Origin of the sequence: Pedobacter sp. ASV28 (genome assembly GCF_016428855.1) — a bacterium.
GTDB lineage: Bacteria > Bacteroidota > Bacteroidia > Sphingobacteriales > Sphingobacteriaceae > Pedobacter.
In genome coordinates this window covers 63,119-80,651 of record NZ_JAELTN010000006.1, presented here as the reverse complement: position 1 = coordinate 80,651, position 17,533 = coordinate 63,119, and the positions used below count along the sequence as shown (strand labels likewise).

General features: G+C 44.3%; 17 protein-coding genes. 10 read left to right on the top strand and 7 right to left on the bottom strand.

Going from position 1 to position 17,533, the window contains the following annotated elements:
* Nucleotides 1-111 precede the first annotated feature (111 nt).
* Entirely contained in the window at nucleotides 112-3,375 is a 3,264-nt protein-coding gene (locus JHD79_RS03540; protein ID WP_199117820.1) for a hypothetical protein, read from the top strand.
* A 72-nt stretch (nucleotides 3,376-3,447) separates the two neighbouring features.
* On the opposite strand, the gene JHD79_RS03535 is transcribed toward JHD79_RS03540, so the two are convergent.
* The 6 genes from JHD79_RS03535 to JHD79_RS03515 all read right to left on the bottom strand — a co-directional run bounded on the left by JHD79_RS03535 (nucleotide 3,448) and on the right by JHD79_RS03515 (nucleotide 6,081).
* Nucleotides 3,448-3,765 carry a hypothetical protein gene (locus JHD79_RS03535; protein WP_199117819.1) on the bottom strand — a complete coding sequence of 106 codons (318 nt, stop codon included), beginning with the start codon at nucleotides 3,763-3,765 and terminating at the stop codon, nucleotides 3,448-3,450.
* Nucleotides 3,766-3,832: 67 nt separating this feature from the next.
* Entirely contained in the window at nucleotides 3,833-4,459 is a 627-nt protein-coding gene (locus tag JHD79_RS03530) for a conjugal transfer protein TraD (protein ID WP_199117818.1), read from the bottom strand.
* A 3-nt stretch (nucleotides 4,460-4,462) separates the two neighbouring features.
* Nucleotides 4,463-4,855, bottom strand: a complete 393-nt coding sequence (locus JHD79_RS03525; protein ID WP_199117817.1) for a DUF3408 domain-containing protein — start codon at nucleotides 4,853-4,855, stop codon at nucleotides 4,463-4,465.
* A 12-nt stretch (nucleotides 4,856-4,867) separates the two neighbouring features.
* Nucleotides 4,868-5,635: a ParA family protein gene (locus tag JHD79_RS03520; protein WP_199117816.1), complete on the bottom strand. Its 768-nt coding sequence runs from the start codon at nucleotides 5,633-5,635 to the stop codon at nucleotides 4,868-4,870.
* Between the two features lie 71 nt (nucleotides 5,636-5,706).
* Nucleotides 5,707-5,838 carry a hypothetical protein gene (locus JHD79_RS22930; RefSeq protein WP_255533744.1) on the bottom strand — a complete coding sequence of 44 codons (132 nt, stop codon included), beginning with the start codon at nucleotides 5,836-5,838 and terminating at the stop codon, nucleotides 5,707-5,709.
* 12 nt (nucleotides 5,839-5,850) lie between these two features.
* Complete coding sequence (locus tag JHD79_RS03515; RefSeq protein ID WP_199117815.1) at nucleotides 5,851-6,081, bottom strand: hypothetical protein; 231 nt, start codon at nucleotides 6,079-6,081, stop codon at nucleotides 5,851-5,853.
* A 248-nt stretch (nucleotides 6,082-6,329) separates the two neighbouring features.
* Here JHD79_RS03515 and mobA point away from each other — a divergent pair, with 248 nt between their 5' ends.
* Together mobA and mobB are read left to right on the top strand one after the other, a co-directional pair.
* The gene (mobA, locus tag JHD79_RS03510) at nucleotides 6,330-6,761 is read left to right on the top strand and encodes a conjugal transfer protein MobA (protein WP_199117814.1); all 432 of its coding nucleotides are present in this window, start codon (nucleotides 6,330-6,332) and stop codon (nucleotides 6,759-6,761) included.
* Nucleotides 6,762-6,769: 8 nt separating this feature from the next.
* Nucleotides 6,770-8,059: a conjugal transfer protein MobB gene (gene mobB / locus JHD79_RS03505; RefSeq protein ID WP_199117813.1), complete on the top strand. Its 1,290-nt coding sequence runs from the start codon at nucleotides 6,770-6,772 to the stop codon at nucleotides 8,057-8,059.
* A gap of 65 nt (nucleotides 8,060-8,124) precedes the next feature.
* On the opposite strand, the gene JHD79_RS03500 is transcribed toward mobB, so the two are convergent.
* Nucleotides 8,125-8,412: a hypothetical protein gene (locus JHD79_RS03500; RefSeq protein WP_199117812.1), complete on the bottom strand. Its 288-nt coding sequence runs from the start codon at nucleotides 8,410-8,412 to the stop codon at nucleotides 8,125-8,127.
* A 183-nt stretch (nucleotides 8,413-8,595) separates the two neighbouring features.
* Here JHD79_RS03500 and mobC point away from each other — a divergent pair, with 183 nt between their 5' ends.
* The 7 genes from mobC (at nucleotide 8,596) to JHD79_RS03465 (ending at nucleotide 17,358) form a co-directional block, all read left to right on the top strand.
* Entirely contained in the window at nucleotides 8,596-10,596 is a 2,001-nt protein-coding gene (gene mobC / locus JHD79_RS03495; RefSeq protein WP_199117811.1) for a conjugal transfer protein MobC, read from the top strand.
* A gap of 223 nt (nucleotides 10,597-10,819) precedes the next feature.
* Nucleotides 10,820-12,649 carry an ABC transporter ATP-binding protein gene (locus JHD79_RS03490; RefSeq protein WP_199117810.1) on the top strand — a complete coding sequence of 610 codons (1,830 nt, stop codon included), beginning with the start codon at nucleotides 10,820-10,822 and terminating at the stop codon, nucleotides 12,647-12,649.
* A 6-nt stretch (nucleotides 12,650-12,655) separates the two neighbouring features.
* Entirely contained in the window at nucleotides 12,656-14,392 is a 1,737-nt protein-coding gene (locus JHD79_RS03485) for an ABC transporter ATP-binding protein (protein ID WP_199117809.1), read from the top strand.
* A gap of 9 nt (nucleotides 14,393-14,401) precedes the next feature.
* Nucleotides 14,402-15,082, top strand: a complete 681-nt coding sequence (locus JHD79_RS03480) for a DedA family protein (protein ID WP_199117808.1) — start codon at nucleotides 14,402-14,404, stop codon at nucleotides 15,080-15,082.
* 51 nt (nucleotides 15,083-15,133) lie between these two features.
* Complete coding sequence (locus JHD79_RS03475) at nucleotides 15,134-15,538, top strand: hypothetical protein (protein WP_199117807.1); 405 nt, start codon at nucleotides 15,134-15,136, stop codon at nucleotides 15,536-15,538.
* Nucleotides 15,539-15,674: 136 nt separating this feature from the next.
* Nucleotides 15,675-16,538, top strand: coding sequence for an AraC family transcriptional regulator (locus JHD79_RS03470; RefSeq protein WP_199117806.1), 864 nt, complete (start codon nucleotides 15,675-15,677; stop codon nucleotides 16,536-16,538).
* A 91-nt stretch (nucleotides 16,539-16,629) separates the two neighbouring features.
* A complete protein-coding gene (locus JHD79_RS03465) occupies nucleotides 16,630-17,358 on the top strand; it encodes a siderophore-interacting protein (protein ID WP_199117805.1) in 729 nt (242 codons plus the stop codon).
* The last annotated feature ends 175 nt before the right edge of the window (nucleotides 17,359-17,533 follow it).

The following is a 17,533-nucleotide window of genomic DNA, read 5'->3' as shown; positions in this document are numbered from 1 at the left end:
TTGGCGGTGGGCGGCGTTACAAGAACAAATTATATCTTTGACGGGTCGTTCTGTTGGCTATCTTGCCTCAACGATTAACCAGCGATAAGATTAAAAAAAAATGATGTGCAAATGGAATTGAACAGGCTGTTTTTGTTTTCGAAAAATACCGACGCGTTTGCCTCGCAACGGGGGTACAATTATCAGACGCTAAAGACTCTTGAAACCTGGATTGGCAATTTTACCGTCGGTATAAAGGAGGATATTTACTGTGAGTTTGAAGAAGATATCTTCCATAGCGACCCGTTTGCGCAAAAACTCAAGTTTCGTCAAATAAAACTCTACTCTAGTAACTTTTCATTCTCAAGTGAAGAGATAAAAAAGTGTATCTGCCATTTTTTTACGCTTCACGTTAAATCGGACTACAATGACTTCTCCAAGGAGTATGTTTTTGAAACCAACACAAAAATTGCCCAAAAATACCTGGATAACGACGCCGATCTGCTGAGGGACTGGTTTGAGAACCAATACCAAATGAGCAGAGCACAGCTTGCGAAGTATGCCGGTAAAACAAAAGCCATAGTGACCGATTACATACATGAACAAAAGAAAGCCCTGAAAGACAAAGACGGATTAGATGAGGCGATCGGAATATTCGAGAAACTGGACGACACATTTTGGGAAGAGTTCGCCAAAATGATAAAATGGAAATTTATAGGAATCTCGCCTGACGACGAATTTTCTTCGACAAGGGCAAATATAGAGTCGCTGATAGAGAAATTGCCCTTCGACATCGCAGAGAGCAGTCCGGCACAAGTTTTTGGAGTATTGCTTGATACCGTTTTTATGACGGTCAGCGAAAGCCGGGATCAGGAACGCAGGCTGACTTATGACAAGTTGGAACAGAGCCTGCTCTCGATTGGCAACGCTGAGGACAAATGGTATTCAACCAGGTACGACTTCTACAAGACTGTTGACCCTTTGGAGGACTTCAGGATCGGGGAATTCTATGAGATTTTGGATCTTGTAAACTATTGCCGACGAAAAAAGTATCTGCACAAACACAAAGATGTCTGGAATCCTTTCCTCATCTACTATGCACGTAACGCCCAATTGGATCCGCTCTTCAGAAGGAAGGCAATCTATGAAATTGTATTCCTCAATAATGAGTTTTACGAAGTCGATTACGAAAATCTGGCTGCTCGAGAGCGTCCCGACGGAAGTTTGTTAGGATTTGAAGACGATATCCGATATTACTTCAGCGCCATTCCCATTTTAACAACTGCCGCGGACATCGAAAATGTCCATAACATTATCACTCTGGTATTCGTTGCTTCCAAAAACGGAAAGGCATCAATTGACGAGGTTGAGTTAAGGCATTGGTATGTACAACTCTACAGAAGAATCAGTCAAAAATTAGCAGCTGAAAAAGACATTAGCGAAAGGTGCAGCCTACTGGAACAGAAAGGCACTTTCCTGTTGGTCATAAACAAGTTAAGAAATAAGGGCAATACCGAATTCATAGAATATTTTGAAAGCATTTTAAAGGTAGTCGACCAAGCGCCGTTATTCAAGTTGTCCCAATTTGGGGACCGGATAGAAAAATACATCAAAATGCATCTCAACATAGATCCCCAAGATACGATGGGCATTGTGACAGCATTAGAAATTTTTTCGGAAAAACTATTTCCCCTGGTCGAAAAACGGGAAGGCAAGATAAAACTTGCGCAATCGCAAGTGAAAAGAGGCAGTAGCTACTTAAAGACGACAATCCCGAAAAACTTGCTTAAGGCATTGGACTATTTCCATAAGGCCAAGGAAAATTACCTACAGGAAGATACGATAGAGGGTTTTGTGTTGGCCTTGTTGAATATCGCGCAACTCTACAACTCCGTAGGGATGCATTTTGCGGCCAAGAACTATGCCCTGGCGGCATTCCGCATGAGTACCAACAAAGAACTTATCCAGAGAATCGAAGACAGTCTTTCTTTGCTGGCCTTCTCAGATTATCTGCAAGGTTCCTGGTTTAATGCGTTAAGTATTTACGGAAGGTACATCCATCTAAAGTTGGAGGGCAATTTTGACGATTCGGATGCCGAAGCAGAGCAGATGGCCATGGTTAACATTGCGTTTATGCTCTACGTAATGGAAAGAAGTTCCAACCAGTTCAAGTATTTCAAGGAAAATTACATTTCCTTTCTCGATTACGTTGGGGATGAGATTGTCTCATCTATCCAGGCCGAAATCCGAAAGGAATTGGAACCTGACGATAAGTACAAAAAAGTTATCGAGAACAAGGTTGACGATTTTCCGCTCAACGATGTGGGAAAGACAAGGATTATCAATTTTTATGCCTTGGGGAGCTTGTGGCGAATAAGCTTTGAAAATACGCATGAAGTGCGTTCGGTAGCCGAAGAATATATTTCGGCCATCCAGATTGTTCTGGCGGAAATTGCCTTATCGGAAGTTGACTTTCATTTGCTGAGATCGACTATCGAAATAGAGTTGGTTTTGACTGAAAAACCTCTTCCTCCGGAGCAGCTTGCCTCCAATGAAGTAATAAAATGGAAAGTTTACATCTGTTTTTCCCAAGCGGTAGGACCTGAAAAGATAAACCAACATTCTGCATTCAACATGGTATCTTTGCGGCTATTGCTGGACAATATAAGCGTTCTGGAGTCAAAAGAGTTTAATGGGTTATTTTGGAAATTCTTCCAGGAATCAAAACTGGACTCGAAGCAGACCGTGATCAACCTGTATCAAAAGATACACAGAGATGTTTATTCCAAAGATGACTTTGAGGCTTTTCAGGCTGCGTCTTTTGAGAAAGAAAAGTTCGATCTGAATTTCCCAAGAGAGAACAAGGTGATGGTTTGGGACGGCTCGTTGAGCGCAAAATACGATAAGGTGTTTAGTCTACATGCCATCGAAAACCGTTTCAACAATATGCAGAAATGTACATATCTGACGCTGGGTAAATTAAGGGAACTTCCTGATTTCGCATTATGGCTCAATGGTCTGCGAAACCAAGGCTACAAGGATTGGCAGATATTGATGAACATGCAGAACTTTATGATAAACTATAAAGTGCAACTTCAGGAGCGTAAAGAATTTGGCACCAAGAAAGAGGAAATGGAGCATCTTCAAAAGACATTTCATAAACTTATGAGTATGGATGAAAAGGACTGCTATGTGCAATTCCCACTCAAGGCCTTCCAGACAAAAGAATTTAACGATCAGTTTAACATCAGTTTGCCTTCCTTACTCAAAACGTTCCGATTGGAGACTAAATTAATGACCCCAAATTTTGTAGCCATTAAGGAGTTCTTGAACGAGAGATTTAATCTCGACAAGGACGATTATCACGAGAATAATCCATTGAGGGAAATCTCGTAACGCCAATTTTTAAAAATTGTATACTCGATAGCCGAGTCGACCAGTATGCTCCTGCCGAATCGGCACATTAGCTTACAATCTCCTGCCTTTACGCTTAATGACGCTCGGGTTATCTTTTTTTGGCTGGGCAATTTCATTTTGCTGACGGACTTTCAAAACACAGTCGACGTAGCGCTTTGCGTCTTCCATATTATGGGGAAGAGTTTTTCGCCGTCCAGAAGACTTCGAATCGTCCAGCCCGATGATAAAACCATTTTCCGGAAAGGCATTTGGCTGATATACGACGATGAAATTATTCACATCCTTTTTCGCAACGTTGCTTTTGTGGCTGGCAATGGTATAACCCTTATATTCCTCGAGTATAAAGTCCGGATCATTTTTCGAAATCATATTTGTGCTGTTTAGGTTAAACAATCATTTTAGGTAATTCTCGGAAAAACAAAGGGAAGCTGCCCTTTCAGACAAACTCCCCAATATCAAACTCCTCCAAATCATTATTCCGCAAAGTGGAAGAACCGGCATTAGTTTCAGCGGAAAGGCTTCCGTCCAATAGCTCGGCTATCTTCCGTGATGCGCCTTCCATGGAATTTTCCAGTAGGCTGAGTAATTCGGTCCCCTGTATTTTCTGAACCAACGCAACCGCTGTTTCCTTCTGGGATGGCTCCAATCTTTCTCTTTGGAGCAGCATCCCCACGGCGCTCAGTTCTTCGAAGGTAACCCCTTGGGCCAGACCGTCATCATCACCGGATATCCCATAGCCGTCCCATTCCTCTTCTTCCTGCTCAAAATCAGGCATATCGCTAAAAACTTCGTCCAGCTCTTCCTGCGGAACCTGAATACCGACGTTTTCATTTTCGTCATATTCAATGTCTAAATTATCGGGAATTTCATCAGTATCCTGAACGTGGCCTCCATTGGCATCATTTGGCAACAGGAGGCTTCTTAACGGCCTGGGTTGCCCCATAATGTCGGGCAGGTTCGGGTTTGTTTCTTGTTTTGGTTCCGATCGTCTTTTGGCGGCAAACTTATCCGGCAAAAGCAAAAAGATCACGATCAGCAGGCACACGATTATTACTGTTTCCATGACTTATAGAATAGGTTTAAAACGTTCGTTAAAATAACTGGTGATATCCTCGCCGAATTCCCTGAAGTGGTGTTCCAGTATATTGTCGATGTAAGAGTACAGGGTCGTTTTCTCTTCCCTTGTCAATTGCACCAGCCGAAGCAGCCTCTCGTGATATTCGGGGCGGATGTAGACCACCTTGCCGTTGCGCCCCGAGGGAAACCGGTTTACCAGAAAGGTTTCCTCATAGTCCACTTTCCGGGACGGGCCGTTTCGTACCTTTTCCCTGGTCTTGGGTTCTTTTACCGTTTCCCGTTGTTCGTTGCCTAGTGGACCATCGCCATTGATAACGTTCATCAGGTAGTCCTCATCAACCTCGGGCTTTTCAAAATCTTTCCTCGTTTTATCTGTCGCCATAGCCTTAATGAATTACAGGTGTACGATTTTTAAGAACTCCTCGATGAACAGGTCCAATTTTGTCGCTTTCATCAGCTGCGGTTCTGCCGGCAGCAGGCTTGACCTGAAAACGTAGCTGCCCGTATCGTCGGTTTCCTTTCGGAAACGTTTGCTGTCCATGATCCTCGTTTCCATTATGGGCAGGTCGAGTTCCTTAACCACCCGTTGGTAGGCGTCGTACAGTCCCGTTTTCTCCCGACCGTCCACTTGGTTCCAGAACAGCCACAACGCCGGTGCCTTGTCATTCTCGTGCGCTTTCGGCAGCCCGAGGAACGCTTTGGTAAATCCCAAGGCACTTTCCACTACCAGACGGTCTGCGGTAATCGGCGAGAAGATGAAATCCATCGCCTTCAATGTGGTCAGCACCCCTTTCGTGTTGGCCGTTCCCGGCAGGTCAAAAAATATGACGTCCGGCTCTAGTGCAGATTGGTCTACATAGTCCAAGGCTGTGTCCAAAGCGTTTTCGGCCCTGCACTTGATGATCGGGTACGCTTTTTTGTTGATTGCCTGAAATTGCCTCATCGCCGCCTTTTTATGATGGTCATTCTGCATGATGGCCTTTTTGTCGCGCTCCCGCATATTGGTCAGGCTATGCTGTGGAAAATCGCAATCCACAACCAGTACGTTAAAGCCTAGCCGGTAATGCAGCGCGCTTGCCGTCAAGGTGGTCATCGTTGATTTTCCCACACCTCCCTTTTGGGTGGAGAAACTGATTTTTAAAGGTTTCTTTGTTGCTTCCATTATTTAAAATTTTACTGTTGTCCATTCTGTTTGAAAGACGGGCCTGAATAGCCCCGTACCGGAACATTTCTTCATTCCAGCAGTCCTGTTATCCCTTTTTCCCGCTTTTCTGCATAGTCATTCACTTTCACTGCTGCCTTGTCAAGCCCGTGTTTCGGCATGCGGCAAACCTTGCAGGTATCAAAACGCCCTACCGTTTTCATGCTTTTACGCTTTTAAGGCGTTATGCTTTTAAAAGCATATGCCTTTACGCCAGGCTGCCTGTATGCGAACCCTTCAAGATGCTCTGTTTTCCCGCCTTTTTTATTGCCTGCCCTGATACCATAAGGCAAATAAGGCAATTGATTTATGCGCTGGTGGACAGGTGGCACAATTTGGCGCTCAAAGGCAGCATTTGGTCGGGTGGCACGTGGCGGCACTCTCCCGAAGAGTACCTTACTTTGCAAAGTGATTTATGCGCTGGCTTACGAAAGGACAATGTCGCCCATCCGGAATAAGGCTGACAGCCCGAGGCTGTCTTTCCCTTTTACATCCAATCCGTCCCGCAGGGCGGATTTTTGTGTTCACCGGAACACGGCAAGTTGTGTTTTGAGGCACCCGAAACCGGGTTGGTGCCTCAAAACAACTTGCCCGCAGGGGCTTGAAAAACACCTTCCGAAGTCAGGGTTTTTGGAGATTTAAACTGGATTGGGATATGGATGGGAACAAGAGTTACAAACGGAACAGAGGCGGTCGGGCACCCAAAGACGATCCGAGTATCCATAGGCACGTTTTTCGCCTTACGGAACGGGAAAATGCCAAGCTGCTCTCGCTTTTTGAGGCCTCGGGTATGACCAATAAGGCTAAATTCATCATTTCCCTGCTTTTCGGAAAAGAGATGAGGTCGGTTAAAATTGACAAAGGAGCGGTCGATTTCTATATGCGGTTGACCTCCCTATACAGTCAGTTTCGCGCAGTCGGGGTCAATTACAACCAAGTCGTGAAGCTGCTGTACCGCCATTTTTCGGAGAAAAAGGCAGCGGCCTACCTGTACAAGTTGGAAAAGCAGACGGCAGAAATGGCGGCATTGTGCCAAAAAATCATCGGGATTACCCACGAATTTGAAGCGAAGCACCTGAAAAAATAGGCTTAAAAATGATCGCAAAAATCGGCAGAAGCGGAAATTTATACGGGGCATTGGCCTACAATCAGCTCAAAGTGGCGCATGAAAACGGTCGGATTTTGTTTGCGAATAAGATTATAGAAACGCCCACCGGCCACTATTCGGTGGCTCAATTGGCCCAATCTTTCGAGCCATACCTTGTGGCCAACCGCAACACCGAGAAGACCGCCCTGCATGTTTCGCTAAATCCCGACCCGAAGGACGAAGTTAGTGACGAGAAGTTTCGGCAGATGGCCCAGCAGTATATGCAGGAAATGGGTTATGGGGAGCAGCCCTTTTTGGTGTTCAAGCATACCGACACCAGCCGAACGCACATCCACATCGTATCGGTCTGCGTGGACCAAGAGGGCAAAAAAATTTCAGACAGGTTTGAGAAACGGCGGTCGATGAGCGTATGCCGCGAGCTGGAAAACAGGTACGGACTGATACCCGCCACCGAGAAAGAGCACCTGCAGAACGAGAGGATTTTCCGTCCGGTGGATTATCGACGGGGCGATACAAAAAGCCAGGTTTCATCCGTTGTACGCCACCTGCCCAAACATTATCTGTTCCAAACCTTGGGCGAATACAACGCACTGCTTTCCCTTTTCAACATCACTGCCGAAAAAATAGAGGTCGGGCCGCAAGGAAATGCGTTGCAAGGGTTGCTGTACATCCCTTTAGATGAAAAAGGCGAAAGGGCGGGTCATCCACTCAAGGCTTCATTGTTCGGAAGAACTGCCGGACTTGCCGCTTTGGAACTGCATTTTGCCAAGGCCAAAGAAGCCCTCAGGGGAAATGGGGCAAAAGATACCCTCAAGGCCGCCATCGACATCGCGGTGCGTTCCACCGACAACGAGAAAGATTTCAAAAGGCTGTTGGCAGACCAGGGCATTAATGTAGTGGTCAGAAGAAACGAAACGGGGCGTATCTATGGGATCACCTTCATTGACCATAACTCCAGATCAGTATGCAATGGCTCGCGGCTTGATTTTCCAGCCAATGTGTTTGAAGGCTGTTGGAACCATCGGATCAGTCCGCAGGTAAAGGAGCCTCAGGCATCCCCGCCGAAAATCGTCCTACCCGCTACTTCGGAAGATTTGCCCGCCGGAGAACTGCACCATCTATTTGACTTCCTCGATGCTGCAACAACAACAGAACATCAACAGGTCGGCCTGATCGAAGCCCTTGGAGGCCTGCTGCCTCAAGTGCAGGGCGAAGACTTTGAGGAACTGGACTTTGCGACCCGAATGAGAAAACGCAAACGCAAGACGGGGCGCTGAACATAAAAACGAAACTCCCAGCAGGGAATTTTAGCCAACTGAGAGTTCCGGTCGGGAATGTGCCTTTAAATTTTATTCCAGTTTTGGGCAACAAACGTGTTCAGCTCATCCCGCATTACAATCTTGCTGGCCGCCGGCAGCCTGATCAGCTTTTCGACCTTTTGGAAACTGGCTTTTGTTTTGGGAACCTGATATCCCTTTACAAAGGCATCACAAAAATAGACCACCTCGTAAAGTTCTTTCTTGTTTACGCGTTCCCGGTCGCGGATGGCCGTGTAGTTGGGGTTGTCTCCCTTCGTCGTCGTGTTTTCGTAATCGTCGTTAACGAGATCACTTTCATCAAATTCTACCATGGTTATAAATTTTAGATGGGCTAAACCTACAGTATTCAAGGCAGCACCAATTACGGTTTTCCGTAATGAGACTGTTTTTTTGGGTTTGCAAAATGCTACCTCCTACCGCCATTGACTGCCACAATTTTCCCGCAGGTCTTCACAGCCCATAATTTCACGCCCGAACATTTAAAAATTTCAAAGATGCAGGGAGAAGATGATTTAAGGGGGCTCGCGAAGATCATGGCCTTCATGAGGGCCGTAAGCGTACTTATCGTGCTGATGCACCTATACTGGTACTGTTACGGTTTTTTCCTTGAAAGAAACTGGACACTGCCGCTCATCAACAAGATACTGGGCAATTTCCAACACACGGCCGGCCTGTTTTCCCATACGCTTTACACCAAGGTTTTTGCCATCGTCCTGCTGGGGTTGAGCTGCCTGGGAAGCAAAGGGGTGAAAAACGAAAAGATTACCTGGGCCAAAATCCATTTGGCATCGGGAATTGGTTTTGTGCTGTTCTTTCTCAACGCACCGCTTCTAAGGCTGGCGCCCGCGGCGGGAACCTTCTTTTACATCCTCAGCCTTGCGATGGGATATATCGCCCTGCTGATGGCCGGGGTTTGGATGCACCGGTTGTTGAGCAACAACCTTATGGAGGACGTCTTCAACAACGAGAATGAAAGTTTCATGCAGGAAACCAAGTTCATGGAAAACGAGTATTCGGTAAATCTGCCCACCAAGTTTTGGTACAACAAAAAACGGCACGACGGCTGGATCAACATCGTCAACCCTTTCAGGGCGACGATTGTCCTGGGCACCCCTGGATCGGGCAAATCGTATGCGATAGTCAATAATTACATCAAGCAGCAGATTGAAAAAGGCTTTTCGATGTATATCTATGACTTTAAGTTCGACGACCTTTCAACCATTGCCTACAACCACTTACTGAAGCATAACGACCGATACGAAATCAAACCAAAGTTTTATGTCATCAATTTTGACGACCCACGACGGAGCCACCGCTGCAATCCGCTCAATCCCAATTTCATGACCGACATTTCAGATGCCTACGAGGCAGCCTACACCATCATGCTGAACCTCAATCGAAGCTGGATACAGAAACAGGGCGATTTCTTCGTGGAAAGCCCGATCATCCTTTTGGCGGCCATCATATGGTTTCTGAAAATTTACGACAATGGCAGGCATTGCACGTTCCCGCACGCCATTGAGCTGCTCAACAAAAAGTATGCGGACGTGTTCACCATCTTGACCTCCTACCCCGAACTGGAAAATTATCTTTCGCCCTTCATGGACGCCTGGCAAGGCGGAGCGCAGGACCAATTGCAAGGCCAGATCGCCTCGGCGAAAATCCCACTGTCCCGGATGATCTCACCAAGTCTTTATTGGGTGATGACCGGCGATGACTTTTCTTTGGACATCAACAACCCCAAGGAGCCAAAAATCCTGTGCGTGGGCAACAATCCCGACAGGCAGAACATCTATTCGGCTGCATTGGGCTTATACAATTCTCGTATCGTGAAGCTCATCAACAAGAAAGGGCAACTCAAGAGTTCGGTCATCATAGACGAGCTCCCCACCATCTATTTCAGGGGGCTGGACAACCTGATCGCCACGGCCCGGAGCAATAAGGTAGCCGTATGTCTGGGTTTTCAGGATTACTCGCAACTGGCAAGGGACTACGGAGACAAGGAAAGCAAGGTAATCCAGAACACCGTGGGCAATATTTTTAGTGGCCAGGTAGTGGGCGACACCGCCAAAAGCCTTTCGGAGCGTTTCGGCAAGGTACTCCAGAAAAGAGAGAGCCTGTCCATCAACCGCAACGACACCTCCAAATCCATTTCCACACAACTGGACAGCCTGATACCGGCTTCCAAGATTTCCACGCTGACACAGGGCATGTTTGTCGGAGCAGTATCCGATAATTTCGACGAACGCATCGAGCAGAAGATTTTCCATGCGGAGATCGTGGTAGATAATGAAAAGGTTGCTACAGAAACCAAAGCCTATCAAAAGATACCGGACATTTTATCCTTTATGGACGACAAAGGCGCGGATAACATGAAACTGGAGATCGAAGCAAACTACAAGCAAATAAAACGCGATATCGTCCAGGTCATTGAAAGTGAAATGGAACGGATAAAAAATGACCCTGATCTGCAACATTTGATAAAGCAAGAGTAACCGGGCATGAACAATAACATTTGACAAAAATCACTTTGATTTAAATTTTTCTCTTATATCGAAGGACGGTAAACCATATACGCCTTTATCCGAAATACCGCAAATCGTCCTGTCCTTACCCACATACTGCCATTGTTTAAAATCATCCATCTTGGTTCCTTTGCAAAGGATAATCATATCTGATAAAAGGAAAAATTTTTGACGTTATATAAAATCAAAAGAGATGGATGCAGTCAGCAATAAAACACGGGATGAGAAGGATACAAAATTACTTTCGCTAAAGGACCTGTTGGAATTGATAAGACCTTTCCAGGGCAGGATGATCATAGCCTGCATTTTACAAACCATATCTGCCGTTGCCTCGGTTGTGCCATTTATCGCTGTTGCAGAACTTTCAAAGGTCCTGCTTGAGCAAGGTCCTATTGACACCAATGCTGCCTGGAAAGCCTGCTGGATTGCCTTTTTTGCATTAATTATACGAATGGCAACCACCTACTGTGCATTTTACATTTCCCACGATACGGACAATGATTTTCAGCTCTATATCCGCAGACGGTTAGCTAAACACCTAGTTAAAGTACCGTTGGGCTGGTTTACCAATCGCAGTGCCGGAGATGTGAAAAAAGGAATGGCTGATGACGTTATGCATATACATTACCTCATCGCACATGCGGCATTAGAACTGCTTACCGCTTTTGTTATTCCTGTGGTCACAATCATTTATCTGATTTCCATCAACTGGATATTATCACTGGTCGCTCTTTTTCCAATAATCATCGGCATTTACATGTATATCCGACAACTGAAAAAAGGTTTAAAATTGATGGACACCTATACGGACTCGATGGGTAAGATCAGTGGTGCCGCTATCGAATTTGTACAGGGGATCAGCGTGGTGAAAACATTCGGACAAACGGGAAAGGCGTATAACCGCTTTTTAGAAGCTGCCGAAAATTTTCTTTCCGTGATGTGGAATATGATGAAAAGTACATTACGGATAACTTCTTTTGCAGAGCTGTTACTAACACCCCTGATCGCGCTGGTCACCATCACTTCAGCGAGCATATTCGCCATTCAGTCCGGATTAATGGAGCCGGTTGCCATAGTTCCATTTACCTTATTGGGATTAGGAATAGCGGCGCCTTTACTGGCCATGTGGTATGGAGGAACGGCACTTCAGGAAGCTGCCGTAGCCGCAACAAAGGTAAAGGCGCTACTGACCACACCTGTTTTGGAAGAAGTCTCATCTTGTAACAAGATCAGAGGACTGGAACTGGAGTTCAAAAATGTTTCTTTCAGCTACGATAATAAGACGAATGCTTTAGAGGATGTAAGCTTTGTACTGAAGCCAGGAACCACTACTGCACTGGTAGGGAGATCCGGCTCGGGTAAATCTACAGTAGCTAAATTAATCCCGAGATTTTGGGATCCCGCTACCGGACAAATTTTGCTGGGTGGTGTAGATATTAAAGAGATCCCTTCAACGATACTATACAAGCATATCAGTTTTGTTTTTCAGGAAGTGCAGATGTTAAGTGCAACCGTAAGGGAAAATATTACCCTTGCCAAACCCGACGCCAGTGACGAAGAAGTGTTTAAAGCAGCTAATGCCGCCAATATTCACAAACGGATTATGGAACTACCAAAAGGGTATGACAGCGTAGTGGGTACTGACGCTCTGTTTTCAGGAGGGGAATTCCAACGCTTGTCCATAGCCAGAGCGTTATTGGCGGACACACCCATATTGGTAATGGATGAAGCAACTGCATTTGCAGACCCCGAATCAGAAGCACTTATTCAGGATGCCCTTTCCAATCTCGTAATTGGACGTACGCTGCTGGTCATTGCCCACAGGCTTTCCACTATTCAATATGCCGATACGATTATTGTATTGCATAAGGGAAAGATAGCGGAACAAGGAACACATACTCAACTTGTTTCCCAGAAAGGGAAATATGCCGCATTATGGCAACGCCATGAGCGTTCATCGCAGTGGTTTCCCGAAACAAGACAAAATACTAATCACTTAAACCCACAATTAATCAGTAAATAAAAAGAAATGTTACGCCAGATTTTAAGAATATTAGATACCGATGCCTATAAATTAAGGTGGTTGATTTTTGTGCATTTTTTCAGTGCAGTTTTACAAGGAATTGCTTTTGCTGTTTTGGTTCCGCTTTTACGAAATGTTTTTGAAAGGAAATACGAAGAAGCCTGGAGCTGGGTTTTTGCTGAGATTGCTATACTGGTTATCTATTCCTTACTTTCGTATTGGGCAAGATTAACGGGCCTGAAAATTTCAACCGATCTGGTAAGCCGCTTATGGAAAAGACTGGGCGATCACATCTCTATTCTTCCCTTAGGATGGTTTTCAGGCGGACAAGTGGGACAAGTTGCTAAACTGACCAGTGATGGGGTGCTAAATGTGATGGGCGTATCCACCAACCTACTAAAGCCGTTGATGGAGGCATTCGTAACGCCTTCGGTAGTCATCATCACGATGGCAATTTTTGATTGGAAACTGGCATTGGCGGTTGCCGCCACAATACCATTTATTGCCATCGCTTATTTTGTGGCAGAAAAGATCACGCACAAATTTGACGACCAATGGTATATGGCTTCCGTTAACATGTCCAATAGAATTGTGGAGTTTGCTCAGGCACAGCCGATCCTGCGGGCATTCAACAGAACAAACAATAGTGTGCAGCATTTGGATGAAGCCTTACTTGGCAGCAGAAATGCGACAAAAAAAAGTCTGAGTAACGGTTCAATAGGTCAGATTTTATTTCTGGTGGTATTGCAGGCAGCATTTACCGTTGTTCTTTTTGTGGGTACCTCAAGCGCATTGGGGGCAAATATTGATGCGCCGGAATTGATCGCCTTACTGATTTTGGTGACTCGCTTTGTACAACCCCTGATGGATGCAGGAGGACTGGGAGTGGCTTCCCGGGTTGCCCGGAATAACCTGAAACGTATAGAAAAGCTAATGGCTACACCGGGACTTCCTGAGGCAACCCATCCTGAAAAACCAAAAGATACTGCCATAGAATTTAAGAATGTATCGTTCGGATACGATAAGAAGAGAACGATACTGAAAAATGTCAGTTTTAAAGTAGTTCCCAACACCATGACCGCTTTAGTTGGAGCTTCAGGTTCAGGAAAGACCACCATTACCAGATTGATCGGCCGTTTTTGGGATGTTGATTCGGGAACGGTATCCATCGGTGAAAAAGACGTCAGAGCGTTATCCAGTCATGACCTGATGAAACTGGTATCCTTTGTATTTCAGGATGTTTATTTATTCACCGGAACCATTGAAGAAAATATCAGGATGGCCAGACCTGACGCTACACAAGATCAGTTGGAGTACGCTATCCGTGCTGCAAGGGTTGATGAAATTATCGAGAGACTGCCAAACGGATTAGCAACACAGGTAGGCGAAGCAGGCGGTTCTCTATCTGGAGGAGAACGCCAAAGGGTATCCATAGCAAGGGCTATCTTAAAGGATGCACCTATTATTCTTTTGGACGAGGCTACTGCAGCTTTGGACGCAGAAAATGAAGCACTCGTGCAAGAAGCATTAAGTGCGCTGAGTGCAAATCGCACCTTGATCGTTGTGGCGCATCGCTTGCAGACTATCATGGCAGCCGACCAGATCATCGTATTGGACAACAATGCCATTGCTGAAAAAGGCAAGCATCATGAACTACTCGGATCAGGAGGACGATATGCAGATTTTTGGAGAGAGAAGGAAAGAGCAAAAGGCTGGCGAATTAAGTCCAATGCAGTTTCATAGCAACGCTTTATGAATGATTGGATTAAAATTATCACAGACCCTGAATTGTATGTCAATCTGGAAATTGGTGGCTACTCTATAGGCATTTACTTCCTTTTGTTCATTGCTTTCTCAGAAGCCGCCCTGTTTACAGGCTTACTTTTTTCAAGTGACAGCTTTCTGTTTATAGCAGGCATTTACAGCAATGTAATTGTTCATCAGTTAATCCCTGTTGCCAATGAAAGCGGGAGTGCCTTTACTCTGGCGGGCTTGATCGCATCTGCGTCCATTTTAGGAAACCTTTTAGCATACAGTTATGGATCGCGAACTGAAAGATACTTTGACAGTAAAAACGATAGTCTCTTTTTTAAAAAGAAATATTTAGAAAAGTCAAAAGTTTTCTTTGAGAAATATGGTGGTTGGGCTGTAATATCCTCCCATTATATACCGTTGGTCAGGACTTTCATGCCTTTGCTTGCCTCAGTGTCCGGTATGAAGTTTTCCCGATTTGTAGTATTGGTAAGTTTAAGTTCGACAGTTTGGTCTTTCTCTATCGTTCTTTCCGGGCACTATCTCTATACGTTTCTTCTGAACAATTATGACTTTAACCTGAAACAGCATCTTTGGTTGATGATCGCTGTACTATGCGCTGTTGCCATCGTTTTTCTAGTTGTAAATACTGTTAGGAAAAAAGTCAAGAAAGTATGCTGATGAATTTTGTAAGCAAATTTTTGAATGGAGTTAATGAAATATAAAATGTAGATGAAATTTTTAATAAAAGAAGGCAAAAATCAAATTGAGGAAGCGTTGGTATATACAATTTCAGACTTTCTATGGAATAACGGGAATACTGTTTTATTAAACGACGCCCTTGAAATTGGTTTTTCGGAAATTGACGGAAAAAATGCACTGGATTATTGCGATTGTATTGTTCTATTCAAATCATTTGAACCTTTTGCAAAGCATAAGTGCGATTTTGACGCGGAGGATTTCAAATTGTTCTCAGACCATAGGAATCTTATAGTGCTGTTCTTCTCTGAAGATGGAGTTTATACAAGTGCTATTCCATATCCACACAAAATTTATCATTTTGAAACACTGAATAAAGAAACGTTAGCTGATTTCCTCAACTGGACTAAAAGATGGAAACTTTTCCTTTATACCTAGAATAGCGTTTGCCAAGAGATGTGTATAAGACGGCTATCACCCACCTCGATTTGTCCTGCCTTTACCCTGATTTAGTATAGTCAGTTTAAAGTATATTTTGTTCCTTTGTATTGCGGAATCAGAAGTATGCAGAAAAATGAGGAGATCCACCCAGATACCAATAAGAAGCCTGAAGGAAAGGGGAAGATCTGATTTTGAAATAGAACGGATAAAACCAGGTAATGGCGAACTGAATATTTACCCTGTAGACATTGAGCACAGGGATGATTATTACATTTTCATCTATCAGGAAACCGGAAGTAGTACCATTGTTGTAGACTTTCAGGACGTTGTTATCTCTGGAAATGCTTTATTCTGCATCCAGCCAGGACAAATACACTTTGGTAGCTTCACAGTGGATACATCGGCCTGGATCATTTCCGTAACAGCAGATTGGGTACCATTGGAAACCCGTCTGTTTTTTATGGAGAATTTTAGTTCTGCGGCTGCCTTAGACATTACTTCTCCGGAAGAAAAAGAAGCTTTCAACGATGCTATGCAGTTGTTTGAAAAATTTGATAAGCATGCCGCTATCCTTTCCAAACAGGTTGTCCAATCCATGTGTAATGTCTGTCTGAGTTTATTTGTCCAAACTTTTCAGCGGGCAAGCGAGACCAACACAAAAAGCAACCTGCGGCCAGCACTGATCAATCGACAGTTTAAAAGTTTATTGTTATCCCATTTCAGACAGATGAAAAGTCCGGCTGAATATGCTGCATTGTTAAATATTTCTCCGTCGTACCTTAACGAGGCCGTTAAAGAAACAACGGGCTATCCCGTCAGTTATTGGATACATCAGGAAATCATCATGGAATCAAAGCGAACACTATTCTATACGAACAATACCGTAAAAGAAATCGCCCACGCTCTGGGTTATTCAGATCCTTCCTATTTTATTAGGCTCTTCAAAAAGATGACGGGAACATCCCCTCAGCATTTTCGCCTCAAATACCGTAAATAGTCCTGCGATTACCTACATTCTTTCATTGTTTTCACTCTACCCATATCCTTACTTTGCAGAAGACAAATTCTGTAATATATAATCATACGATATGCCACATTTACCAGAATGGATAGTTGATACAATTGAAAACGTTCTGTCCTCCAAATTCTTTGATACGGAGGTGGTCTCCAAATCATTGATTAACCCTGAAATTCTGAAGGTGACATTTAAAGCAGACCTTCAAAATATGATCTTTCATCCCGGATGGGCTGTCATGCTCAGAGCGGGAACTAATGATCTGCGTCATTACACCATCTCATTATTTGACCGAGAACGAGGCTATTTTGATATTATTTTTCACATCCACGGCGACGCTCCCGGAAGCAATTTAGCCGCCAAGATGGAAGTAGGTGATATATTTAAGATGGCAGTTCCCGGAGGTAAAAAAATGTATGTTTCGGAACAAATGCACCATTTCTTTTTTGGAGATGAAACAAGCCTGAGCTTAATGCTGATATTGATCGACGAACTAAAAAAATACAATGGAAGTTATTACGGAATACTTGAATCAAGGCCACAGAATAAAGGATTGCCATCCTTAATGGGCATAAGTATGGAAGCTGTACTGCGCACACCCGAAACTCCTGGACTTCAGGCAATCAATAAGTTGAGACAATTAATAAATCAGTCCGCTTTTTCATTGAACAATACCGTGTTCTATCTCACTGGAAATGTAGCTTCTGTTCAGGCTTTTAGAAAGGAATTGAAAAAAACAGGTATAAATCCAAAAAACATTAAACTTCAGGGATATTGGGCAGAGGATAGTGTAGGCTTGTAACAGTACAACTTACAGAAGGTTTTGGTCATTGAAAGTGAAATGGAACGGATAAAAAATAACCCTGATCTGCAACATTTGATAGCGCAAGGGTGATCGCGAAAGCCTAACTTGAACACTGACATCCTTAGATTTGCAGTGGATCAAACGCTCATGGGAATTGGTCAACGAAAAAGAT

Bases quoted from the DNA above. Each gene is read 5' to 3' on its own strand.
- JHD79_RS03540 (WP_199117820.1), top strand. From the start codon at position 112: ATGGAATTGAACAGGCTGTTTTTGTTTTCGAAAAATACCGACGCGTTT.
- JHD79_RS03535 (WP_199117819.1), bottom strand. From the start codon at position 3,765: ATGATTTCGAAAAATGATCCGGACTTTATACTCGAGGAATATAAGGGT.
- JHD79_RS03530 (WP_199117818.1), bottom strand. From the start codon at position 4,459: ATGGAAACAGTAATAATCGTGTGCCTGCTGATCGTGATCTTTTTGCTT.
- JHD79_RS03525 (WP_199117817.1), bottom strand. From the start codon at position 4,855: ATGGCGACAGATAAAACGAGGAAAGATTTTGAAAAGCCCGAGGTTGAT.
- JHD79_RS03520 (WP_199117816.1), bottom strand. From the start codon at position 5,635: ATGGAAGCAACAAAGAAACCTTTAAAAATCAGTTTCTCCACCCAAAAG.
- JHD79_RS22930 (WP_255533744.1), bottom strand. From the start codon at position 5,838: ATGAAAACGGTAGGGCGTTTTGATACCTGCAAGGTTTGCCGCATGCCG.
- mobA (WP_199117814.1), top strand. From the start codon at position 6,330: ATGGATGGGAACAAGAGTTACAAACGGAACAGAGGCGGTCGGGCACCC.
- mobB (WP_199117813.1), top strand. From the start codon at position 6,770: ATGATCGCAAAAATCGGCAGAAGCGGAAATTTATACGGGGCATTGGCC.
- JHD79_RS03500 (WP_199117812.1), bottom strand. From the start codon at position 8,412: ATGGTAGAATTTGATGAAAGTGATCTCGTTAACGACGATTACGAAAAC.
- mobC (WP_199117811.1), top strand. From the start codon at position 8,596: ATGCAGGGAGAAGATGATTTAAGGGGGCTCGCGAAGATCATGGCCTTC.
- JHD79_RS03490 (WP_199117810.1), top strand. From the start codon at position 10,820: ATGGATGCAGTCAGCAATAAAACACGGGATGAGAAGGATACAAAATTA.
- JHD79_RS03485 (WP_199117809.1), top strand. From the start codon at position 12,656: ATGTTACGCCAGATTTTAAGAATATTAGATACCGATGCCTATAAATTA.
- JHD79_RS03480 (WP_199117808.1), top strand. From the start codon at position 14,402: ATGAATGATTGGATTAAAATTATCACAGACCCTGAATTGTATGTCAAT.
- JHD79_RS03475 (WP_199117807.1), top strand. From the start codon at position 15,134: ATGAAATTTTTAATAAAAGAAGGCAAAAATCAAATTGAGGAAGCGTTG.
- JHD79_RS03470 (WP_199117806.1), top strand. From the start codon at position 15,675: ATGAGGAGATCCACCCAGATACCAATAAGAAGCCTGAAGGAAAGGGGA.
- JHD79_RS03465 (WP_199117805.1), top strand. From the start codon at position 16,630: ATGCCACATTTACCAGAATGGATAGTTGATACAATTGAAAACGTTCTG.